Genomic DNA, 23,046 nt, shown 5'->3' with positions numbered 1-23,046 from the left:
GGAGAGATTGGTCCAGCGGAAGCGAGCGAGCATTCGTTCCCGAAGGGAGAGGTCAGTCAGCGTCTTTACGGCACAGGCAGTAGATGAATTTCTGTGTCGCGCCCCATGGCGTCTGGTGTTCCTCGCGAGCCTTTCTTAGCAGAGTGAAGGGCGCACCGAATTCCGCGTGAAGCGCATCCGGACTGTACCGCATGACCGGCAGCCCGCTGCATTGCTCCGGACCGTCCTCGGCAAATGTGGCAACGATGACCAGCCCTCCCGGCTTGACGGCGCGAAGCACCGCGCTCACATAGGCGTGGCGGTCGGCGTCGCTGGTGAGGAAGTGAAAGACGGCGCGGTCGTGCCACACGTCATATTGGTGGACAGGCAACTCGACACGGGTAATATCGTCCGCGATCCATGACACCGAGTCCCCGCCGGCGCCAAGGCGGTCGCGCGCAACGGCAAGCGCGGCATCGGACAGATCCAGTACGGTGAGGTGACGGTAGCCGCGGCTGAGCAGATCGTCGACAAGCGTGGATGCGCCGCCGCCGACATCGATGATCTCGGCACCTTTCTCGATTTGGGCCTGCGCGATGAGTTCCACCGACTGGTTCGCGTGCTCTTGAAACCAGCTCACGTGGGTCGGGGCTTTCGTTGAGTAGACCTGATTCCAGTGATCTTTGGATTGCATGGGAACGCTTCCGTGTTGAGCCGGGGGTATCCGGCCACTGCCAAAATGCGCTTGCGCTGCCGGCAAGTATAGAGGCTCGGAGGGGCTCACGTTGGACCGCCGCACACTTGAGCGGCCCACGACAGGTCGTTATGCCGACCCCATCCGAGACGACGTGCGCGCTCCTCGCGAGAGACGCGAATGGCTTGACGAGTGGGGGTAAGTGAGGAGGAAAGACGGGCGCCGGGCGCGCAATCTAGCGCGGTCGGCACCCGATCTTAGGGCGGTGGCGCAGGAACGCCGGAGCGATCCTGCTGCCATTCAGCGAGCGTTGGCCTCTGCTACGCGCTGCGAGATATGCGCGAGGGCTTCGTCCACCTGATCGATGAGGATCAGGCACAGATCGCCCGGTTGCAAGCGGGCGAGTGCGGTGTCGATGGCCAGGAACTCGCCGTGAATCTCGTCGATATGGCTCGCGCGACGCGCACCGACGAGACCTTCGCGCAGCAATCGCAGCACTTCGCCGTCTTCGCGTCCGCGCTGGCATTGGTCCTGATAAAGCAGCACATCGTCGAACGCGTCGCCCAGGATCTGCGTCTGGCGGCGAATGTCTTCGTCGCGGCGATCGCCCGCGCCCGAAATCACCACCGAACGGCGACGTGCGGGCATCGTTTCCACGGCCTGCGTCAGCGCCGCAATGGCGTCGGGATTGTGACCGTAATCGGCAATCACGGTCGCGCCCTTGTAGTCGAACACGTTGAAGCGGCCCGGCGCAGTGCCCGCGTCGTTCACGAAGGTGGCCAACCCCGCACGGATCGTGACCGGATCGATGTTCAACGCCCAGGCGGCACCCACCGCCGCCATGGCGTTCTCGACCTGGAAGCCGATGGCACCACCGCGCGTGAGCGGAATCGCCGCCAGCGCGTAGCGGGTCTCTTCGCTGCCATGCGACGTGACGATGTTGCCGCCGTCGACATAAACCACGCGCTTGCCCTTCGCGCGATGCGTGGCAAGCACCGGATGCGAGGCGTCGAGTGCGAAGTATGTTACGTCGCCCGGACAGGCATCGGCCATGCGCGCAACCATCGGGTCGGCGGCGTTGAGCACGGCCATGCCACGCGGCGCCACGTTACGCACGATCACGCTCTTGAGCACGGCGAGATCTTCCACCGTGTTGATGTACGACAGGCCCAGATGGTCGCCCATACCGATATTCGTGACCACCGCCACGTCGCAACGGTCATAGGCCAGACCTTCGCGCAGCAAACCGCCGCGCGCCGTCTCGAACACGGCGGCATCCACGTCCGGGTGCATCAGCACGTTGCGCGCGCTGCGCGGGCCGCTGCAATCGCCGGTGTCGATACGCTGGCCGCTGATATAGATGCCGTCGGTGCCGGTCATGCCAACGCGCAGGCCCTGCTGGGTGATGAGGTGAGCAATCAGGCGAACGGTGGTCGTCTTGCCGTTTGTGCCGGAGACCGCCACGACCGGAATGCGGCCGTCGTCGCCGTCTGCGAACATGGTCGAGACGATTGCCTCGCCGACCGCACGGCCCTTGCCGTACGACGGCTGAAGATGCATGCGCAGGCCCGGCGCAGCATTGACTTCCACAATGCCGCCGGCCTGCTCTTCGAACGGCTTGATGACGGTTTCGCACACGGCGTCGACACCGGCAATGTCCAGCCCCACTTGCTGGGCAGCAGCCACGGCGCGCGCCGCGATTTCCGGGTGCACATCGTCGGTCACGTCGGTGGCGGTGCCGCCGGTCGACAGGTTGGCGTTGTTGCGCAACACGACACGGGCGCCGGCGTCCGGCACGGAGTCGGCGCTCAGCCCTTGCTTGGCGAGCGTGGCGAGCGCGATGTCGTCGAAACGAATCTTGGTGAGCGACGTGGCATGGCCTTCGCCGCGGCGCGGGTCGGCGTTCACGGCCTCGACCAGTTGACGCACGGTATGCACGCCGTCGCCGGTAACTTGCGGCGGATCGCGGCGCGCCGCTGCCACCAGCTTGTTGCCGATGACGAGCAGACGGAAGTCGTGACCCGGAATGTAGCGCTCGATGATGACGTCGCGGCTGATGTCCTGTGCAACCTCGAAGGCTTTCTCGATCTCTTCGCGCGTGCGCAGACGTACCGCCACGCCTTTCCCCTGATTACCGTCTCGGGGTTTGACCACAACCGGTGCGTCGATCTCCTGCACCAGCTTCCACGCGTCTTCGATGTTGCGCACCGTGCCGCCCAGCGGCACCGGTACCCCGGCGGCGTGCAGCAGCGTCTTGGTCAGATCCTTGTCCTGTGCAATCGACTCGGCCACCGCCGACGTACGGTCGGTCTCGGCGGCCTGAATGCGGCGCTGCTTGCTGCCCCAGCCAAACTGCACCATCGAACCTTCAGTCAGACGGCGGTACGGAATGCCGCGCGCGACGGCGGCGTATACGATCGAACCGGTCGACGGGCCAAGGCGTACGTCTTCATCGAGATCGCGAAGACGGTAGAGGGCATCGGCCAGATCGAACGGGCTGTCTTCAAGGGCAGCGTTGATCAGTTGCTGGGCCAGCTCGAAGGCGAGGCGGCCAACCTGTTCTTCGCTGTACTGCACCACGACCTGGAACGTGCCCGGCTCGATCGTTTGCGTCGTCTGGCTGAACGTCACCGGACAGCCGGCCGCCGCTTGCAGTTGCAACGCGGTGGTGGCAAGGGCATCGGCCAGCGACACCGGGCGCTCTTCGGCGTCGGGCGTGAGCGCGTGCAGCTCGGGAAAGCGCGCGCGCAAACGGGCCTCGAAGCCGGCCAGATTGCCGATCGAGTATTCCAGATCGGTGCACGTCACAATGGCCTCGATGGCGGTGTGACGGCTCCAGAGGTTCGGCCCGCGCAGTGCGCGGATGCGGGAGACTTCCATAAATTGCAATCCCTGTCTGTCCACTTCGCGTCCCTATATAGCGGATGGTTGGCGAGAAAAACGACCGTGGCTTGGGTATTCGGTTCTATCTATATAGTGGACGGCGGCAGAAACGTCTGCGCGCCGCCACTCGCGGCGAATCGGGCTGACTCGACTCAGGCAGCCAACGCGCGCATCGGCTGACCCATCCAAAGATGTACGAGGTCGAGCATCGCGCCAGCGCCGCCTTCGTCGGCCTGCAACACGAGCAGATCGCCGCTCACGAGCTGAGCCAGTGCGGCTTCGGCGGCGGCTCGACGCTCGGTGGCGTCCGTGACCTGCACCTTACGGCCGGCTGCATCGATTCCCGCGCGCAATTGCGCACGTGACTCGGCCAGCGGGCGTTTGCGCTCGACACTCAGGTCGTCGCACAGCACCACGCGCTCGAACGTCTGCGCCAGCAGCTTGCCTTCGGCTTGCAAATCTTCGTCCATGCGGTCGAGGCCCGGGCCGTACACCGCGATGCGGCGCTCGGCGGGCAGTCTGGCCAGCGCGGCCGCAAGGGCAGACAGGGCCGGCGCGTTATGCGCGTCGTCGACAATAACCGTCGCGCCTTGCTTTTCGAACAGCGTGAAGCGGCCCGGGGCATCGACCTGACCGACATCGAACGTGGTCACGCCTGCGCGCAGCACATCGAGCGCCACGCCCATCGACCAGGCGGCCGCCACGGCGGCGAGTACGTTCTCGATCTGGAAGTCGACCCGGCCAGCGTAGGTCAGCGGCATGTTGGCCGTGGCCCCGACACTGCTTTCTTCCGAGCCGGTGGCCAGCACGACCTGACCCTTACGTACGAAGACCACGCGCTTGCCCGCGGCGCGGTGCGCCACGATGGCCGGCAGATGTTCGTCCAGCCCGAAGAAGATCACGTCGCCATCGCACAACTCGGCCATTTCGACGACAAGGGGATCGCGGGCATTGAGCACGGCCACGCCGTCGGGCAGCACCACGTCGACTTGGGTGCGCAGCACGCTGAACATGCGGTCGACGTCTTCGACGAAATACTGGCCCAGATGGTCCGGGCGGTCGATGTTGGTCACAATGCCGACCTGGCAGCGATCGTAGGCGAGACCTTCGGAGAGAATGGCAGTGCTGTCGTTTTCGAAGACGGCGGCGGTCACGCTGGCGTTCATCAGTACGCGGTGCGCGGCGTCCCAATTGGCGCAGTCGCCGCTTTGCACCAGACGCTTGTCGAGGAACAGGCCGTCGCTGCACGCAAGGCCGGTGCGTTCGCCCGCGAGTTGCAGCAGATGCGTGAGCAGACGCGCCGTAACGGTCTTGCCGTTGGTGCCGGTAATGCCGACGACCGGAATGCGGCCGGCGTCGCCATCGGGGAACAGATGGTCGACGATGGCGCGGCCCACCGGGCGTGGCGCACCGTCGGCCGGCTTCAGATGCATGAGCAGGCCAGGACCGGCATTGACTTCAACGATGGCGCCACGTTGCTCGGCCAGCGGACGCGAAATGTCTTCCGCGACCAGATCGACACCGGCGATGTCCAGGCCCACAATGCGCGCGGCCAGCGACGCATGGGCCGCCACGCTCGGGTGCACGCGATCCGTCACGTCGAAGGCGACGTTGCCGTTGCGCTGGATCAGAACGTTTTTGCCTGCGGGCGGCACGGCGTCGGCGTCGAAGCCCTGGCGCTTGAGCTCAAGACGCGCCGACGAGTCGATGCGCACGCGGTTCAGGGGCTGATCTTCGGCGCTGCCACGACGCGGATCGCTGTTGATCTGCAATTCGATGAGTTCAGAGACGGTGTGCTTGCCATCGCCGATCACCGAGGCCATTTCGCCCATGGCGGCGGCCACGACGCGACCGCCAACCACCAGCAGGCGGTGTTCCAGCCCCGACACGAAGCGCTCGACGATCACGCCGTTGCCTTCTTCGAGCGCTACCTCGAATGCCGTGGTGACTTCGTCCCGTGTGGTGAGATTGATGAACACGCCACGGCCATGGTTGCCGTCGTATGGCTTGACGACGACCGGCAGGCCGATATCTTGCGCGGCGTCCCAGGCGTCTTCGGCGCTCTCGACCAGACGGCCTTCCGGCACGGGCACGCCGCACGATTCGAGCAACTGCTTGGTCAGGTCCTTGTCGCGCGAGATGCTCTCGGCAATGGCGGGGGTGCGGTCGGTCTCGGCGGTCCAGATGCGCCGGGCGGCTGCGCCGTAACCCAGTTGCACCAGATTGCCGTCGGACAAACGGATATGCGGGATGTCGCGATCGTCGGCGGCGTCGACGATGCACGCCGTACTCGGACCGAGACAGTGTTTGTCGACCAGGCCGCGCAGGTTCTCCACGGCCGCTTCCACGTCGTAGGGGCGGTCTTCAATGGCCGCCATGACCAGATCGCGTGCGGCGAACAGGGCGGCACGCGTTACGTCTTCGTGCCAGGCGCGCACGATCACCTTATATACACCGGAGATCGGCGTTTCGCGTGCCTTGCCGAAACCGCCGGGCATGCCGGCAAGGTTTTGCAGCTCAAGCGTGACGTGCTCAAGAATGTGGCCCGGCCACGTGCCTTCGCGCAGCCGCTGGAGAAAGCCGCCGCGCTCGCCGATGCTGCAGCGATGCTCGATGAGGGAGGGCAGCCATTCGGACAGCCGCTCGGGGAACCCCGGGATCTTGTTGGACGGGAACTCCTCGAGTTCGCCGATATCGACCCATGCCTCAAGCACCGGCCGATATGTCCACATATTCGGGCCGCGCAGCGACAGGACATCGAAAATCTCAATGTCTTTCTTTTTCATTCTTAAGGCTAATTCACGCGTCAAGGCTGGGTTCGGAGAAGCCGGCGAGGCCGATTTCAGGCGGCACAGCCGGTCGCGCTTGTTCAGTTAACTGGTTACTTAACGTAAAAATCCGTAAACGGTTGACCGTCGCAACAATATTTCCATGCTGCACCGTGTCATCGGGGAACTCCGCGCCGCAAAAGGCGTCGCTGTGGTTATACTTGCGGCAATTTCGCGGACTGACAGGGAAAGTCCGCCTCGATTTTTCTTCGTTTGCCTCGTTGTCCGCCCCTTGAGGACACGTCTGCCGCAGCAATGACCGACACCTCCGCTTCTGCGGCTTCTTCTGCCGCCACCCCGACACCTTCGCCCGAGAGCAGCCCGTCCGGCGCTTCGGGCGGTGCATCTTCCGCGTTATCCGCGTCCGCCCGAAATGTCGCCGCCGAGGTCTGGTATCCGGAAGTCGCTGCGCAACTGGCCGACGGCGAGACAGTACTGGCCTGGCTAAGCGTCGATCTGGACGCTCAACTGCACTTCGCCCGAGGCGTCGTGGTTGCCACCGAGCGCCGGCTGCTCGCGCGCGAGGCGAATCGCGACGGGCAGGGCAACGGTGCCGGCTGGCAGTCGTGGCCCTATCGCCCCGACCTCTCGCTTACGCACTCCGATCATGCGGGGGTGGGCTCGCTGGAGTTGTGCGACGCCCGCGAGAAGCTCGCCAACTGGCGCTATACGCTGGGTCACAACCCGGCGGCGCTTGCGTTGATGGATGTCGTTGCTCGCCAGCGCGAGGCGTTGGCGGCGGGGCACGCCGTCAGTCACGAGGCCGGCGAGACGGGCACATGCCCGATCTGTCAGGCTGAACTGCCACTGGGCGCCGACGAGTGCCCGCAGTGCAACCCGGAGGCAGAAGCCCCACCGTCGACATGGGCATTGCTGCGCTTGTGGCGCTTTGCGCGTCCGTATCGTTTCCAGTTGCTCGCCGGTTTCCTGCTCACGCTGTGCGCCACGGGCGCGACGTTGATCCCGCCGTATCTGACGATGCCGCTCATGGACAACGTGCTGATCCCGTTCCAGAACGGTCAGCCCATCGATTATCGTCTGGTGGGAATGTACCTGTCGGGCCTGCTGGGCGCGGGCGTCGTCGCCTGGGTGCTGGGCTGGGCGCGCACGTATCTGCTTGCGAAGGTGTCGGAGCGCATCGGGGCCGATCTGCGCACCGCGACTTACTCGCATCTGCTGCGTCTCTCACTCGAGTACTTCGGTGGCAAGCGTACGGGCGACCTGATGGCGCGTATCGGCTCGGAGAGCGACCGCATCTGCGTGTTCCTCTCGCTGCACCTGCTCGATTTCGCCACCGACGTGCTGATGATCATCATGACGGCGGTCATTCTGGTGTCGATCAACCCATGGCTGGCGGTGGTCACGCTCGTGCCGCTGCCGTTCATTGCGTGGCTGATCCATTTGGTGCGTGACCGCTTGCGTCACGGCTTCGAGAAGGTCGACCGGATCTGGGCAGAGATCACCAACGTGCTCGCCGATACGATTCCGGGCATTCGCGTGGTCAAGGCGTTTGCACAGGAGAACCGCGAAGTCGCACGCTTCAAGGAGGCCAATCGCCACAACCTCGTGGTGAACGACCGCGTGAACAAGGTGTGGTCGTTGTTCTCCCCCACGGTGACGTTCCTGACGGAAGTGGGCCTGCTCGTGGTGTGGATCTTCGGCATCTGGCAGATCTCCAAACACGAGATCACCGTCGGTGTGCTCGCTGCGTTCCTGACTTACATCAGCCGCTTCTATACCCGTCTCGATTCGATGAGCCGCATCGTGTCGGTTACGCAGAAGGCCGCCGCAGGCGCGAAGCGCATCTTCGACGTACTCGATCACGTCTCGAACGTGCCCGAACCGGTCAATCCGGTGCATCTGAAGGAAGTGAAGGGCGCCATCGATCTGCGCGATATTGGCTTCCGCTATGGCAATCGTTCGGTAATTCGCGGCATGGATCTGCGTATCGCACCGGGCGAGATGATCGGTCTGGTCGGTCACAGCGGGTCGGGCAAGAGCACGCTGGTCAATCTGATCTGCCGCTTTTACGACGTGGCCGAAGGCTCGATCCAGATCGACGGCGTGGACATTCGGGCGCTGCCGGTCTCGGACTTCCGCCGGAACGTGGGGCTGGTGTTGCAGGAGCCGTTCCTGTTCTTCGGCACGATTGCCGATAACATCGCTTACGGCAAGCCGGAGGCCACGCGCGCCGAGATCGTGGCGGCCGCGCGCGCGGCGCATGCTCACGAGTTCATCCTGCGTCTGCCGCATGGCTACGATTCGCTGGTCGGCGAACGCGGACAGGCACTCTCGGGCGGCGAGCGCCAGCGCATTTCCATTGCGCGTGCGCTGCTCATCGACCCGCGTATTCTGATACTCGACGAGGCGACGTCGTCGGTCGACACCGCCACCGAAAAGGAAATACAGAAGGCGCTCGACAACCTCGTCAAGGGGCGCACAACGATTGCCATTGCTCACCGGTTGTCGACGCTGCGAAAGGCTGACCGGCTCGTGGTGCTCGATCGCGGCAAGATCGTCGAGGTGGGCAACCACGATGAACTGATGGCGCGCGAAGGCGCGTACTACAAGCTCTATCAGGCGCAACAACGCAATGTCGATACGGACATCGATGCGACGCTCGGGTCGGCCGAGGCCGCCGCCACCATTGCAGCCGTAAGTGCTGCACCGGCCCAGCCGCTCTCCGTTAACTGAACGTTCGCGAAGCCATTTATGAAGATCGATTTCACTTTGTCGCGCAACGCCTTTGGACGTTTGGTGTTGACGGACGCCGCGGGCATTGCCCACGAAGGCGTAGTGCCCGTGCGGGCGTTTCCGATTGCCGCGCCGGACGACGGCCTCGCGCTGGTGAGCACGGAGGGGCGCGAACTGGTCTGGCTCGATTCGCTCGACGTGCTGCCCACCGCCATGCGTAGCCTGTTGGCGGAGGAACTTGCCGCGCGCGAATTCATGCCCGAGGTGCAGCGCATTCTGAGTGTGTCGACGTACGCCACGCCGAGCACCTGGACCGTCGAGACGAACCGGGGCGAGGCGTCGTTCGTGTTGCGGGGCGAGGAGGACATTCGGCGTCTGGGTGGACAAACGTTGCTCATCTCCGACAGTCATGGCATTCACTTCCTGATTCGCGACACGGGCAAGCTGGACAAGCCGAGCCGGAAAATCCTCGATCGCTTTCTCTGACACCATTCGTGTAACTGAGCTTCGCCGGACCACGCGGCACTGGTAAAATCGCCGTTTTGCTTTTTTGCGGTGATGCCCGATGTGGTTCAAGAATCTTCAGTTGCACCGAATTCCTGCCGGTTGGTCAATGAGCGTCGCCCAAATGGAGGAGGCGCTCGAGAAGCACGCCTTCCGCGAGGGCGGCAGCCTCGAAATGCAAGTGCAAGGCTGGGCACCGCCGCGTGACGGCGGCGAACTCGTGCACAGCGTCAACCGCCAGTTTCTGCTGGCCTATCGCGCCGAGAAGAAGCTGCTGCCGTCGACCGTCGTGAATCAGGTCACACGCGCCAAGGCGGTCGAACTCGAAGAGCAGCAGGGTTTCAAGCCGGGCCGCAAGCAGATGAAGGAACTCAAGGAGCAAGTGACCGACGAGTTGCTGCCGCGTGCGTTCGGTATTCGTCGCGACACGCGTGTGTGGATCGATCCGGTCAATCGCTGGCTGGTGATCGATGCCGCGTCGCCCGCCAAGGCCGACGAAGTGCGCAGCTTGCTCCTCAAGACGCTCGATATCACGCTTGAAAACGTGGAACTCAACGAAGCGCCGGTGTCGGTGATGACGTCGTGGCTTGCCGGCAACGAAGCGCCGGGCGGCTTCACCGTCGATCAGGACGTGGAACTGCGCTCGAACACCGATGAGAAGGCGGCCGTGCGTTATGTGCGCCACCCGCTCGACGGTGCGGACGTGCGTCAGCACATCGAGGCAGGCAAGCGTTGCACGAAGCTCGCGATGACGTGGAACGACCGCATTTCGTTCGTGCTGACCGATGCGTTCGTCATCAAGCGCGTGACGCCGCTCGATATCATCAAGGACGCTGCCGACCCGACGGCGGAAGGCGAGGCCGAGAAGTTCGACGCCGATGTCGCGCTCATGACCGGCGAACTCGCTCGCATGCTCGATGATCTGATCGAAGCCGTGGGCGGTGAGCGTCAGATGGACAAGGCCGCCTGACGCGACGCACCTGGGCCCATTGCGATGACGGGTCGCCCAGGTCGCGGAAGGCTTGAAGGAAAAACGCCGCGATGCCCGAAGGGGGATCGCGGCGTTTTTACGTCTGGCGTGGCTGAACTTTACGACGGGGTCCGGGCCGCCGCCGGGTCGAGCAGGTAGATGCCCTGCGAGAGCGCTTGCTTGACCTGACGCGTGGCGTTGTCCACCGACACTTCCTCTTCGCCGGCTTCGATCGCCTCAAACGCCTGGCGCACCACATCGGCCGGCGCACTTTTCTCCGCATCGAAACCCCGTGTCAGGTCGGTGTCGATGTATCCCGCATGCAAACCCACCACCTGCGTGCGCTGAGCGCGCAGCTCCTGACGCAGGCCGTTCGTCAGCGACCAGGCGGCCGATTTGGTAATCGCATACTCGGGGATGACATTTGAACTGATCCAGCTCACGATCGACAGCACGTTGAGCAGGGCGCCGCCACCGTTGCGCCCCAGCGTGCCGGCAAATGCCTGCGACATGGCCAGCATGCCAAACAGGTTCGTTTCCAGCGTCTCGCGCAGCAATTCCGCGGCACCCGGCCGGGTAAGACCTTCCGTTACGCGAGCAATGCCGGCGTTGTTGATGAGCAGTGTGACGTCGCCAGCCAGTTTGGCGGCGGCTGCCACGTCTTCCGGGTTGTTCACGTCCAGTTTGACCGGGATGACGCCGGGCAGCGTCACCTTGGACGGATCGCGCGAACCGGCGTAGACCTTCCTTGCGCCACGTTCGAGCGCCTGCTTTGCAAACTCCTGTCCCAGACCGCGATTGGCGCCGGTCACGAACACGACAGCATCTTTGATCTTCATTTCGGAAACTCCAGCAACGAATGGCACTGCACCAGACTGGCGCGAGCGTAGGTTATACTGCATGACAATTGTGATCGACATTGTCATGGGGTGATGCATTGTGACGAGTCGGATGTTGATGTGTCAATGGTGATCGCAATTGTCTTTTTCGATGATATCGATAGGCGCGATTGCGTAGACGGACGTGAGGAGTTGCAGATGGGCATTTCGAGAGAACAGGCGGCGGAAAACCGTGAAGCGATCGTCGCGGCCGCCGAGCGATTGTTTCGCGAGCACGGTGTAGACGCGGTAGGACTGACGACGCTGATGAAGGCGGCCGGCTTTACGCAGGGCGGTTTCTACAACCACTTCAAATCGAAAGATGCGCTGGTCGCCGCGGTGATGGCGCGCGCAGTGGCGGCCAGTGACGGGGCACTAACGGGGGGCGATCCGGCTTTGGAGGCGGGATTGTCCCGCGAGGCGCGCGTGAGCAGGTATCTGTCGACAGAGCATCGCGACGACGTGGCGTGCGGCTGCCCGATGGCTGGGTTTGCCGGAGACGCGCCGCGCATCGGCGACGAGGCGCAGGCGTGCTACGCGAAAGGGCTCTCGAATGTGATTGCCCGCATGACGGCAGCAGAGATCGAACAGGGGCTGAGCCCGGCACAAGCCACACAGGCCGCGATGGCCCGCTTCGCACAAATGGTTGGTGCGCTTGTGCTGTCTCGCGCCGTTGTGAAGGCGGACCCTGCACTGTCGGACGCACTCTTGGCCGCCGGACGCGAGGCGCTCATCGCCCACGGCGCCGGCTGATCGAGCGCGAGGGCGCGGGGGCGCAGGGGCGCAGGGGCGCAAGGGCGTGGCATCAGCGTTGCGGCCAGCGCCAGGTGGCGCGCAGCCGATCGCGTAGAAAATCGACGAAAGCCCGCGTGCGCGGCGCAAGGTGCCGGCTGTGCGGGTACACGGCATGCAGCGGTGACGCCGGAATTTTCAGCGACGGTAGTACGCGCACGAGCCGGCCGGCTTCGATATCGTCGCCGACATCCCAGATGGACTTCTGCGTGATGCCTGCGCCGTGCAGCGCCAGCTCGTGCGCGGTGTCGCCGTCGTCGACAACGTAGGTATCGCGTACCTGGATCCGTAACGTTTCGGATTGCCAAACGAAACGCCAGTCGCCGTGAGGCGCATGGCCAAACAGAATGCAGTCGTGTTGCTGCAGATCGCCCACTTCCTGCGGCGTACCGCGTCGGGCCAGATAGTCCGCCGACGCGACCAGCACTCGGTAGTTCGGCGCCAATTCCTGAGCGACGAGGCTGGAGTCGGGCAGCGTGCCCACACGAATGGCAACGTCGATGCCATGCGCCAGCAGATCCACCCATAGATCGCTCAGTTCGAGATGCACCTTCAGATCCGGATGCCGCTCGCGAAACGCGACCAGCAGCGGGGCGAGGTGACGGCGTCCGAACGCCCGCGGGGCGCTGATGCGCAGCACGCCGCCAACGGTGCCCGCTTGGCGCGTCATCAACCGCTCGGTCTCACTGATCTCGGCCAGAATTCGTTGGCAGCATGCGTGAAATACCTGCCCCTCTTCCGTTAGCGCCTGCTTGCGCGTGGTGCGATTGAGCAAACGCACGCCCAGACGCTGCTCGAGCAACCCAAGCCGCTTGCTCACGACAGCGAGCGACAGCCCCAGCTCGCGCGCGGCAGCCGACATGCTGCCCGTGGCAACGACCCGGTCGAAGAGAGTGAGGTCCAATGTCTGATCGATCATCGCCATTCAATTATCAAAAATTTGAAGAGAGTCATTCAGTTTGTTGGGGGATTATCGTGTGTCATGGAGAGGATCACAATGGTGCCAAGACGTTGCGAACCGGCGCTTGCCCCTCGGGCAGCCGGGCTTTGCGCCGATGTCGCAACGCTTTCATCGTCACGATCACTTTCTGGAGCCTCATCATGTTCAATTTCGACGGTCAGCGCGTGTTGGTCATTGGCGGCAGTTCCGGCATCGGCCGAGCCGCAGCACAGGCGTTCGCCAAGGCCGGCGCGGCGGTGACTATCGCCTCGCGGAGTCAGTCCAGGCTCGACGAAGCGCTTGCCACTATCGGCACTACGGCTCGTGCCGTCGTGCTCGACATGGGCGACGCGTCTGCCGTCGAACGATTTTTTGCCGATCACGCCCCCTGGCAGCATGTGGTCGTCTCGGCCGCGCAAACGCCGACGGGGCAGGTTCGCAAGCTCTCGCTGGACGACGCGCACGCGGCTTTCGACAGCAAGTTCTGGGGCTCGTATCACGTAGCGCGCTATGCACGAATCGAAGACGGCGGCTCGCTCACGCTGACGTCGGGCTACCTGAGCGTGCGTCCGAGCACGTCCTCGGTCGTGCAGGGCGCGATCAACGCGGCGGTCGAGGCGTTGGGTCGTGGGCTCGCGCTGGAACTGTCGCCAGTGCGCGTAAATACTGTGTCGCCGGGCCTGACGGTCACGCCGTTGTGGAACAAACTGGCTGAGGCGGATCGCGAAGCGATGTATCGCAACGCGGCGGAGCGCTTGCCAGCGCGCCGTGTGGTGGCCGCCGAGGATGTCGCCAACACGATTCTTTATCTGGCCGGCACGCCAAGTGCGACCGGCTCGACCGTGCTGATCGACGCCGGTGGCGCGATCGCCTGACGCTTGCTATTTCCGGAGACTCAGTCATGAATATCGATCTGAACGAAAAGGTGGCGCTGGTTACGGCGTCGACGGCTGGCATTGGTTTCGCCATCGCTCACGGATTGGCAGCCGCAGGGGCCACGACGCTCATCAACGGGCGTTCGCAACCGCGCGTGGATGCCGCCGTCGCGAAACTGCGCGAGGCGCTCCCGGACGCGCAGGTGCGTGGCATCGCGGCGGACGTGGCGACGGCCGAGGGCTGCGACGCGCTCGTTGCTGCCGTGCCGGATGTCGACATCCTCGTGAACAATGCGGGCATTTTCGGACCGCAGGACTTCTTCGAAGTGCCGGACGAGGTGTGGCAGCGCTTTTACGACGTCAATGTACTGTCGGGGGTGCGGCTCTCCCGCGCATATTTGCCGGGAATGGCCGACCGCGACTGGGGGCGCGTGATCTTCATTTCCTCGGAGTCCGCACTGAATATTCCCGAGGACATGATTCACTACGGCATGACCAAGACGGCCCAATTAGCGGTGTCTCGCGGTCTGGCCAAGCGCATGCGCGGCACGGGTGTCACCGTCAACGCCGTGCTGCCCGGCCCGACGCTCTCGGACGGCATGATCGAGATGCTCCGTCAATCGGGCGTGCCGGCGAACGCCGACATGGCGCAGGCGGCGGCCGAGTTTGTACGCGAGCACCGTCCTGGCTCGATCATCGCGCGTGCAGCTACCACGGAGGAAGTGGCGAATATGGTGGTCTATGTTGCGTCGCCGCAAGCATCGGCGACGACCGGGGCGGCACTTCGTGTCGATGGCGGGGTGGTCGATTCCCTTTGAGGGAAGCTTCAGATGGCCGACCGTCCGACCAGTGACAGGGGGCCGCCATCGCGGTGTCAGATTTAAAATGGTGCGTCGCACAATTGATCTGGGCCGTGAGATGCAGAGAGTTTGATTCAAAGCAAACGCCGTATACCCGGATCATTTCCGGGTACCTATCTCGATAGGGATTGCCTACAATTGAAACGTGCCATCCCGCCATGTCGAAGTTAGGAGGCCACTATGCTCACAGGGAGCCTGATTGCAATGTTGGTGATTGTGCTGGTCGTCGGCGCTGCCGTCGCCTGGCTGGTGGATCGTAACTGGTGCCGGGAGCACCCGTCGGCGCGGCACACCTGGCGCCGCCAGCGTCGTGATGTCCGGCACGGTTGAATGTCGTTGGATCGTCGGGGGAGAACACCTCTCCCCACAAATGAAAAGCCCGCCTTCCGGCGGGCTTTTTATTGCTACAGGCACCTCAACAGCAGGCTGGACGCTCAGGCAACGGCCTGAAGGACATACTTGCCCTGGACAGTCAGGCGCGGGGACTTCTCACCCGACGCCAACTCTTCCCACTCGATCAGTTTGCTTTCAAGCAGCGATTCGAGGTCCGGGCGATTGTGCTCCACTTGCTCTGGAGCGTCCTTGACCAGCATCAGGGTGGCAAATTCATGATGACTCAGCATCTTCCGTCTCCCGGTTTGCGGTTCCACACAGGGGGGTCCCTCGTCAGGGAATTTAAGGATAGGTCACGAATATGGCACTTGCGCGACAAAATTCGCACTTTCGATGCTGCTGTGCAGCACTTCTCGTGAGGGACTTTCCCACCGCCAGCATAGGCTTGCGTGATGACATTGCCATGTCAATCGACTAGCATCTGCCTACGGAAAAATCGCATGCAAAATGCACGATATGCTGCGTCGCGGTAAAGGCAATATTTGTGCAAATCGCCGCTTCATCCCGCTTATTTGCGGTTTGCTCGCACGCAAGGGACGGTAGAATGCCCAATTTGCCAGCAATTCGCGCACAACAACCTGACATGCCGCAAAAGAAAACGCCGTACTTCGAGTTACGCAGCGGTGCAGTCGATACCCTGCATTTCGTTGTCAAGACGCCTCAACTGGACACGCTGCGCACCGAACTGGCGCAACGCTTCGAGGCAACCCCGGAGTTTTTCGCGGGCGACACGGTCGCCATCGACGTACGGCGTCTGGCCGGCGACGAGCGGGTTGCCGTGCCCGCGCTGGCTGAAATGCTGGCCGAATTCCGCATGAAGCCGATCGGCGTGGTCGCCAACAGCGAGCAGACCGATTGGGCGGTCGTGGATGGCCTGCCTCGGCTGGATAGCCACGAACGCCGGGTATCGCGTGCGTCGCGCGAGAGCGAGGCTGCGCCTGAGGCGACCGCAGCACCTGCCGAAGCGGCCCCGGTGCAGGCCGGCGCCGAGGCCAGCGTTGTGCCCTCGACCATCATCGACAAGCCGTTGCGTTCGGGCCAGCAGGTCTACGCGAAAGGCGATCTGATCATCCTCGATTTGGTCAGTTATGGGGCCGAGGTGATCGCGGAAGGTAATATTCACATTTACGCGCCGCTGCGGGGGCGGGCGCTGGCAGGGGTGAAGGGCAAGCTCGATGCGCGCATCTTCTGTACCTGCCTCGAGCCCGAGCTGATTTCCATCGCCGGTATTTACCGGACTGGCGAGTATGCGCTGCCGCCCGATGTTCAGGGGCGTTCGGTGCAGGTGCGGCTGGTAGACGACAAACTGATTTTCGAGCCACTCGGGCTCAAATGATTCGTAGCTAAATTCATCCTCAAGTTTGGGAAGGCATCGACAGATGGCAAAAGTGATTGTGGTGACCTCTGGCAAGGGTGGTGTCGGCAAGACGACAACCAGCGCCAGCTTTTCCGCCGGCCTCGCCTTGCAGGGGCACAAGACGGCAGTCATCGATTTCGACGTCGGCCTGCGCAATCTCGACCTCATCATGGGTTGCGAGCGCCGCGTCGTGTACGACCTGATCAATGTGATTCAGGGCGAAGCGAACCTTAATCAGGCGCTTATCAAGGACAAGGCCTGCGAGAACCTGTTCATTCTGCCCGCCTCGCAGACGCGCGACAAAGAAGCACTCACGCAAGCGGGCGTCGAAAAGGTCATCAAGGACCTGACCGACATGGGCTTCGAATATATCGTGTGCGATTCGCCGGCCGGTATCGAATCGGGGGCGTTGCTCGCGATGCATTTCGCCGACGAAGCACTCGTGGTCACGAACCCCGAAGTGTCGTCGGTGCGCGACTCGGACCGCATTCTGGGCATTCTCTCGTCGAAGACGAAGCGCGCCATCGAAGGCGGCGAACCGATCAAGGAGCACCTGCTCATCACCCGTTACAACCCGAAACGCGTCAACGACGGCCAGATGCTGTCGCTTGAGGACATTCAGGAAATCCTGCGAATCAAGCTCATCGGCGTGATTCCGGAATCGGAGTCGGTGTTGCATGCCTCCAACCAAGGGACGCCGGCGATTCATCTCGACGGTACCGACGTGGCCGACGCCTATCGCGACGTGGTGAGCCGATTCAAGGGCGAAGACAAGCCTATGCGCTTTACCGACTATCAAAAGCCGGGGTTGTTGCAGCGCATTTTCGGCTCGAAGTAAGGAGCGCCCATGTCCTTCCTGTCCTTCCTCCTGGGGGAGAAGAAAAAGACCGCCGCCGTTGCCAAAGAGCGCCTGCAGATCATTCTGGCGCACGAACGCGCGGGCTCGTCGCCGCCAGCAGACTATCTGCCGGCTCTGCAACGCGAGCTGGTCGCCGTCATCTCCAAGTACGTCAAAATCGCACAAGACGACATCAAGGTCAGCGTCGAGCATCAGGACAACCTGGAAGTGCTCGAAGTGAAGATCGAACTGCCGCAGACCTGAACGGTAGCGGCGGGCGGGCGCCGGCGAGACATCGCCGTGACCTGCTCGTGATGTTCCGACAAGCGAAAGCCCGCCACCCTCGATGAAGGGTGGCGGGCTTTCGTCGTGCATGTGCCGATCACGCGCCACCGATTCGCACCGGTCGGCGGCGCATTTGCGTCAGAACTTATAGTCGGGATTCTTCGGGTCGAACGTCGCGTCGGTCCACTGTTCCTTGCGCACTTTCTCAAAGCGCATTTCTTCGACCTTTTGGCCCGACGTGTCCCACGCTTCAATGCCACGCGGGCGGCCCGTCTTCAGATCGATCAGCACCCGCGATTTGTTCGCGTAATGCTGAGGCGGGCCCGACGGGGCGTCCCACTCCAGCGCCAGCATGCGCACGCCATTCGATTCGGAAACCGAAATTCTTGCCGGTTTCTCGGGCAGCCCGGCTGCGCGGAAACTGCGGCCGTCATGCGCAATCTGCTCCGCAATGAACGCGAAACCGAGATCGCGCACGGTGTGGTTCGATTGCGAGCGCGCGAGAGGGCCGTCGATACTGCTCCAGATCGACGTGAAGCCGAGAATGCCGCCGAGATGGCCATACATCTCCTTCGGATTCTTCGTCTCGTCGTAGATGATTTCCTGACCTGCGTGAGCGCCGTCGGGCAGCCACCTGGCATAGATCTGCAACGGCTTCTCGCGAATCCGCACGAGCATGCGGTCAGGGGTTGTCTGCCACTGATTATTGATACGCTCGTGGCGCGTCAACTCGTACTGGTATTCCGGCAGGGCGGCAGATTCGGCTTTCAGGAACCGGACGAGAGCTTCGGCTTGAATCGCCTGCATACGAGCGACGATCTGGTCGTCGCTCAGCTTCGCCAACTCGCCGCTCTTGATCGCGCGCGATAGCCATTGCGTTTGCGCGGCGACGGGCAGGGCGGCCAGTCTGGACACCTCGACGTCGCCCGCCGCCGCGTTGCCTGCTGCATTCGCCTCGGGGGCGGTGGGTGTCGATGCGCCTGTCGCGGCATGGGCTTGCGCTGCGGCATCGGGTACGTGAAACGCACCGGCAACAATTGCCAGGGGCAGCAACGCGAGTGCAAGTGCGACGCGGCGCATCGCGATGCTGGGCGCGCATTGAAAGCGGTGGCGCTCACCACTACCGGTTTCGCCGGCATTACGGGGAAAAGCGTGAATGGCCATGTCATTGGTCCCCCTGAGCGGACACCATCGGTTCGCGCAATTCGCGTCGCAGGATCTTGCCAACGGTAGATTTGGGCAACTCCGACTGACGGAATTCAACGATGCGCGGCACCTTGTAGGCGGTCAGATGCTGGCGGCAGTGCGCCAACATCGCCTCGACATTCAGCGCCGGATCTTTCGCGACGACCACGAGCTTCACTCGCTCGCCGGCGACCGGATCGGGGACACCGACCACCGCCGCCTCGCGCACGCCGGGATGCAGCATCACTACGTCCTCGATTTCATTCGGATAGACGTTGAAGCCCGACACGAGAATCATGTCTTTCTTGCGGTCGATGAGGCGAACATACCCACGCTCGTCCATCACGCCAATATCTCCGGTCATCAGCCAGCCGTCGGCGTCGAACGCTTTGGCCGTGTCTTCCGGGCGCTGCCAGTAACCGCGCATGACCTGCGGGCCTCGCACGCACAACTCGCCCGGCTCGCCCGGGTCGGCCCATGTGCCGTCGTCTCGTTTGAAGCGGACATCGGTCGAAGGGGCGGGCAGGCCGATGGAGCCGGTGAAATGGTAGTCGTCCATATGCGCGAGGTCGACCGGGTTCATCGTGACGATCGGCGAGCACTCTGTCAGGCCGTAGCCTTCGATGATCGGCTTGCCGGTCACTTGCTTCCATCGGTCGGCAATCGCGCGTTGCGTTGCCATACCGCCCGCCAGCGACAGCTTTAACCGGGAGAAGTCGCGCGCGCAAAAATCGGCGTTCTCCAGCAGACCGTTGAACAGCGTGTTCACGCCGGTCACACCGGTGAACGTTTCATTGCGGATGATGTAGACAACCTTCTTCACATCGCGCGGATTCGCAATCAGAATGTTGCGCCCGCCAAGGCTCATGAACACGAGACAGTTCACGGTGAGCGAGAGGATGTGATACATCGGCAGCAGCGACAGATTTACCTCGATGTCGCCGTCAAGCTGATCGGCTGCCCACGCTTCGGTCTGGAGCAGATTGGCCAGCACGTTGCCGTGCGTGAGCATGGCGCCCTTGGCCACCCCGGTGGTGCCCCCCGTGTATTGCAGGAAGGCAAGATCCTCACGCGTGAGGGGCACTGGCGTGGGCGTGTGCTTCGCGCCCTCGGCAAGCGCCTGACGCAGCGGTATCGCCTGCGGCAGTGAGTAAGGCGGCACTTGCCGGGCTACCCGGCGCATGAGGAAGTTGACGCAGCGCCCTTTGACATTCGCGCCAGCGCCGAGCAAGTCGCCGATCTGTGTGAGGAGCACGTTGCGCAGTTCGGTGCCGGGAAGTGCGTCCTGCAGCGTCTTCGCAAAGTTCTCGAAGACGACGATGGTGCGCGCACCACTATCCTGCAACTGGTGTCTGAGCTCGCGCACCGTGTACAGCGGGTTGACGTTGACGACCACAGCGCCTGCGATAAGTGTGCCGAAAAGGCAGATCGGGTACTGAAAGCAATTGGGCATCATGAGCGCAACGCGCTCGCCTGGCTTCACGCCTTGCGCTTGCAACCACGCGGCGAATGCATATGCCTGACGCGCGACTTCGGCGTAAGTGATCTCGCTGCCGAGGCTCACGAACGCGACTCGATCTCGGTATTTGCCAATCCACTCGTCGAAAGCCTGCACGAGCGACGTGTACCGCGTGACGTCGATATCGGCAGGAACGCCAGGGGGGTAGGTGCTGAGCCAAACACGTTCCTGTTGAACTGCTTGATCCATCGTTGTCTCCATGCTTATGCACGGGTATCCGCTGCCGATGGGTCGCTCTGCTGGCAACTCGCATGCTTGCGCGGAGCCGTGGTTCCGGCTGCCCCTTTTTTCCTTGCTCCTTGATCTGTTCTATCGCTCCAGCATCGCAACTACGCCTTGTCCGCCGGCCGCGCAAATCGAGATGAGGCCACGCCCGCCGCCACGCTCGGCCAACAATTTGGCAAGGGTCGCGAGAATGCGCCCGCCGGTCGCGGCGAACGGGTGACCGCAGGCGAGCGAACTGCCGTTCACGTTCAGCCGTTGACGATCGATACTGCCCAAGGGCGCCGCCAGCCCGAGCTTGTCGCGGCAGTATTGCGGGTCTTCCCATGCCTTCAGCGTGCATAGCACTTGCGCGGCGAAGGCCTCGTGAATTTCGTAGAAGTCGAAGTCCTGCAACGTGAGTCCGGCCTGTGCGAGCATGCGCGGCACGGCGTAGGCGGGCGCCAGGAGCAGACCTTCGCGCTGCGCCTCGTCGGGGTTGAAGAAGTCGACGGCGGCTGTTTGCGAATACGTGAGATACGCGAGCACCGGCACGCCGTGCGCGCGCGCCCAGTCCTCGCTGGCGAGCAATACACAAGAGGCGCCATCGGTGAGCGGTGTGGAGTTGCCTGCCGTTAGCGTGCCTGTGGCGCTGCGATCAAACACCGGCTTGAGGCTGGCGAGTTTCTCGAGTGTGACGTCCGGCCGCAGGTTGTTGTCGCGTTGCAAGCCGCGAAATGGCGTCATCAGATCGAGAAAGAAGCCGCGCTCGTATGCGGCGGCGAGGTGTCGATGGCTTGCGAGCGTGAGTTCGTCTTGTGCGGCGCGCTCGATGTGCCAGCGTTTGGCCATCAATTCGCAATGCTCGCCCATCGACAGGCCCGTACGCGGCTCGCCATTGCGCGGGAGTGCGGGGCTGAACAACATGCCGGGACGTACCTTCGCAAGGGCGCTCAGCTTGCCGCCTGTGCTGCGTTGCCGATTGGCTTCGAGCAGAATCTGGCGGAGTTTTTCGTTCACGCCGATGGGGGCGTCCGAGGCGGTGTCGACACCGCCTGCGATCGCCACGTCGATCTGACCCAGTGCGATCTTGTTGCCGGTGAGGATCGCGGTTTCGAGGCCGGTGCCACACGCTTGCTGCACGTCGTAAGCTGGCGTTTGCGGGGCGAGGGTCGTCGACAGCACGGATTCGCGCGTCAGATTAAAGTCGCGGGCGTGTTTGAGGACGGCACCCGCAGCTACCTCGCCGAGCACCTGACCATGCAGCGCGAAACGGTCGACAAGGCCTTGAATCGAGGCCGTCAGCATGTCCTGATTCGATGCCGTGGCGTAGGCCGTGTTTGAACGCGCAAACGGGATGCGGTTGCCGCCAAGAATGGCAACGCGACGCAGGGCGGGAGCCGGCGCGGTAGGTTTGAAAGCGCTCATGAAGGGTCCGTAGCGAAGGTGTTGATGGAGGACGATGCGCTCGGTGCGGCCTGCCACCGTCCGCGCAGATGCGGCACGGTGCCCGCTGCGTCGCGCAATTCGAAGACATCGCTGTGCGGGTCGCGCCAAAGCGTGGCGTTGCCCGGCAGCAGCAGCGGTGTTTTGAACTCCACGAGGAGGTCGAGGTGTTGCGCGCTGATGGACTGGTTGGGCAACACTGCGGCGAGTGTGCGGGCGAAGCTCCACATGCCATGAATGATCGGACGCGGGAAGCCGAACAGCCTGGCCGTGATGGGCCAGAGGTGGATGGGGTTGTAGTCGCCCGAAACCCGCGCGTACTGACGGCCGAGGTCGCCCGGAACTTGCCACGAGGCAGTCTTCACGAGCGCCGGGTTGGCGCTCAACCCGGCCCGATAGGGCGCGCCAAGCGCGTTACGTACACCGGTGCGCAGATACAGACTTTCGCCTGTCCACACCCTGTCGCCGTCACGGCGCGCGGTCGTAAGTACCGTGAAGACCTGCCCCTTGTCATGCGCATACAGGGGGCCGCACCGCACGTCGAAGTCGAGCCGGTCCCCGGCCGCCAGCGACGCGTGTGTACGGATACGATTCGCCAGATGCACCATGCCAAGCATGGCGAACGGAAATGCGCGATCCGTCATCAGGCGCATGTGGAGCGGGAAGGCGAGCAAGTGCGGCCATGTGGGTGGGATCCCTTGCGCGTCGGTAAAGCCGCAAAGGCGCGCGTAGCGAGCAATATCGTTCGCGTCGAGCACGACATTGCGGCGCGCGAACGCCAGTGGCGGCAGCGTTTGTGCCAGTGCCGGTTTGCGCGCCGATAGCAACGCACGCAGATACAGATGAAGCGGCGAGGGCAGACGGGACACTTCCACGGCTGTTTGCCCGGCGCCCGGCGGGTCGAGGGGACGGTCGTTGGGCATGG

The 23,046-nt window shown here is 63.3% G+C and carries 20 protein-coding genes; 10 read left to right on the top strand and 10 right to left on the bottom strand.

Annotated features, from left to right (window positions below):
- Positions 1–52: 52 nt before the first annotated feature.
- From AT395_RS14710 to cphA (AT395_RS14700), 3 genes are all read right to left on the bottom strand, one after another.
- Entirely contained in the window at positions 53–673 is a 621-nt protein-coding gene (locus AT395_RS14710; RefSeq protein ID WP_048629579.1) for a class I SAM-dependent methyltransferase, read from the bottom strand.
- 300 nt (positions 674–973) lie between these two features.
- On the bottom strand, positions 974–3,553 hold the full coding sequence (cphA, locus tag AT395_RS14705) for a cyanophycin synthetase (protein WP_048629578.1): 2,580 nt from the start codon (positions 3,551–3,553) through the stop codon (positions 974–976).
- 155 nt (positions 3,554–3,708) lie between these two features.
- Positions 3,709–6,342: a cyanophycin synthetase gene (gene cphA, locus AT395_RS14700; RefSeq protein ID WP_048629577.1), complete on the bottom strand. Its 2,634-nt coding sequence runs from the start codon at positions 6,340–6,342 to the stop codon at positions 3,709–3,711.
- Between the two features lie 297 nt (positions 6,343–6,639).
- Here cphA (AT395_RS14700) and AT395_RS14695 point away from each other — a divergent pair, with 297 nt between their 5' ends.
- The 3 genes from AT395_RS14695 to AT395_RS14685 all read left to right on the top strand — a co-directional run bounded on the left by AT395_RS14695 (position 6,640) and on the right by AT395_RS14685 (position 10,552).
- Entirely contained in the window at positions 6,640–9,078 is a 2,439-nt protein-coding gene (locus AT395_RS14695) for a cyanophycin metabolism-associated ABC transporter (RefSeq protein ID WP_224787439.1), read from the top strand.
- An 18-nt stretch (positions 9,079–9,096) separates the two neighbouring features.
- Positions 9,097–9,564 (top strand): cyanophycin metabolism-associated DUF1854 family protein, encoded by a 468-nt coding sequence (locus tag AT395_RS14690; RefSeq protein WP_042116264.1) that lies wholly within the window; start codon positions 9,097–9,099, stop codon positions 9,562–9,564.
- A 79-nt stretch (positions 9,565–9,643) separates the two neighbouring features.
- Complete coding sequence (locus AT395_RS14685) at positions 9,644–10,552, top strand: recombination-associated protein RdgC (protein ID WP_042116263.1); 909 nt, start codon at positions 9,644–9,646, stop codon at positions 10,550–10,552.
- A gap of 119 nt (positions 10,553–10,671) precedes the next feature.
- Here the strand turns inward: AT395_RS14685 and AT395_RS14680 are convergent, their stop codons facing one another.
- Entirely contained in the window at positions 10,672–11,391 is a 720-nt protein-coding gene (locus AT395_RS14680; RefSeq protein WP_048629576.1) for an SDR family oxidoreductase, read from the bottom strand.
- 198 nt (positions 11,392–11,589) lie between these two features.
- Between AT395_RS14680 and AT395_RS14675 the strand changes: the two genes are divergently transcribed.
- Entirely contained in the window at positions 11,590–12,183 is a 594-nt protein-coding gene (locus AT395_RS14675) for a TetR/AcrR family transcriptional regulator (protein WP_048629645.1), read from the top strand.
- A 52-nt stretch (positions 12,184–12,235) separates the two neighbouring features.
- On the opposite strand, the gene AT395_RS14670 is transcribed toward AT395_RS14675, so the two are convergent.
- Positions 12,236–13,147 carry a LysR family transcriptional regulator gene (locus tag AT395_RS14670; protein WP_042116259.1) on the bottom strand — a complete coding sequence of 304 codons (912 nt, stop codon included), beginning with the start codon at positions 13,145–13,147 and terminating at the stop codon, positions 12,236–12,238.
- A gap of 176 nt (positions 13,148–13,323) precedes the next feature.
- Between AT395_RS14670 and AT395_RS14665 the strand changes: the two genes are divergently transcribed.
- The 3 genes from AT395_RS14665 to AT395_RS25595 all read left to right on the top strand — a co-directional run bounded on the left by AT395_RS14665 (position 13,324) and on the right by AT395_RS25595 (position 15,227).
- The gene (locus AT395_RS14665; RefSeq protein WP_048629575.1) at positions 13,324–14,037 is read left to right on the top strand and encodes an SDR family oxidoreductase; all 714 of its coding nucleotides are present in this window, start codon (positions 13,324–13,326) and stop codon (positions 14,035–14,037) included.
- A gap of 26 nt (positions 14,038–14,063) precedes the next feature.
- Positions 14,064–14,855, top strand: coding sequence for an SDR family NAD(P)-dependent oxidoreductase (locus AT395_RS14660; protein ID WP_042116255.1), 792 nt, complete (start codon positions 14,064–14,066; stop codon positions 14,853–14,855).
- A gap of 222 nt (positions 14,856–15,077) precedes the next feature.
- Positions 15,078–15,227 carry a hypothetical protein gene (locus tag AT395_RS25595; protein WP_156181638.1) on the top strand — a complete coding sequence of 50 codons (150 nt, stop codon included), beginning with the start codon at positions 15,078–15,080 and terminating at the stop codon, positions 15,225–15,227.
- A 104-nt stretch (positions 15,228–15,331) separates the two neighbouring features.
- Here the strand turns inward: AT395_RS25595 and AT395_RS14655 are convergent, their stop codons facing one another.
- Positions 15,332–15,520: a hypothetical protein gene (locus AT395_RS14655; RefSeq protein ID WP_010808105.1), complete on the bottom strand. Its 189-nt coding sequence runs from the start codon at positions 15,518–15,520 to the stop codon at positions 15,332–15,334.
- A 353-nt stretch (positions 15,521–15,873) separates the two neighbouring features.
- Here AT395_RS14655 and minC point away from each other — a divergent pair, with 353 nt between their 5' ends.
- Genes minC through minE form a run of 3 tightly spaced genes read left to right on the top strand, consistent with a single transcriptional unit; the run spans position 15,874 to position 17,749 of the window.
- Complete coding sequence (gene minC, locus AT395_RS14650; RefSeq protein ID WP_042118652.1) at positions 15,874–16,626, top strand: septum site-determining protein MinC; 753 nt, start codon at positions 15,874–15,876, stop codon at positions 16,624–16,626.
- Between the two features lie 43 nt (positions 16,627–16,669).
- Entirely contained in the window at positions 16,670–17,485 is an 816-nt protein-coding gene (gene minD, locus AT395_RS14645; protein ID WP_042116253.1) for a septum site-determining protein MinD, read from the top strand.
- Between the two features lie 9 nt (positions 17,486–17,494).
- Complete coding sequence (minE, locus tag AT395_RS14640) at positions 17,495–17,749, top strand: cell division topological specificity factor MinE (protein WP_010808102.1); 255 nt, start codon at positions 17,495–17,497, stop codon at positions 17,747–17,749.
- 159 nt (positions 17,750–17,908) lie between these two features.
- Here the strand turns inward: minE and AT395_RS14635 are convergent, their stop codons facing one another.
- From AT395_RS14635 to AT395_RS14620, 4 genes are all read right to left on the bottom strand, one after another.
- On the bottom strand, positions 17,909–18,934 hold the full coding sequence (locus tag AT395_RS14635) for a DUF1571 domain-containing protein (protein ID WP_231606156.1): 1,026 nt from the start codon (positions 18,932–18,934) through the stop codon (positions 17,909–17,911).
- A 1-nt stretch (position 18,935) separates the two neighbouring features.
- Positions 18,936–20,675 (bottom strand): AMP-binding protein, encoded by a 1,740-nt coding sequence (locus AT395_RS14630; RefSeq protein ID WP_048629574.1) that lies wholly within the window; start codon positions 20,673–20,675, stop codon positions 18,936–18,938.
- A 108-nt stretch (positions 20,676–20,783) separates the two neighbouring features.
- Positions 20,784–22,103 (bottom strand): acetyl-CoA C-acetyltransferase, encoded by a 1,320-nt coding sequence (locus tag AT395_RS14625; RefSeq protein ID WP_048629573.1) that lies wholly within the window; start codon positions 22,101–22,103, stop codon positions 20,784–20,786.
- Complete coding sequence (locus tag AT395_RS14620) at positions 22,100–23,044, bottom strand: MaoC/PaaZ C-terminal domain-containing protein (RefSeq protein ID WP_053086401.1); 945 nt, start codon at positions 23,042–23,044, stop codon at positions 22,100–22,102. Before AT395_RS14620 ends, AT395_RS14625 begins: the two co-directional genes overlap by 4 nt.
- Positions 23,045–23,046: the final 2 nt, after the last annotated feature.

The organism is Pandoraea apista (assembly GCF_001465595.2).
GTDB lineage: Bacteria > Pseudomonadota > Gammaproteobacteria > Burkholderiales > Burkholderiaceae > Pandoraea > Pandoraea apista.
The sequence above is the reverse complement of the archived record's forward strand: the minus strand, read 5'-3'. Positions and strand labels throughout refer to the sequence as shown.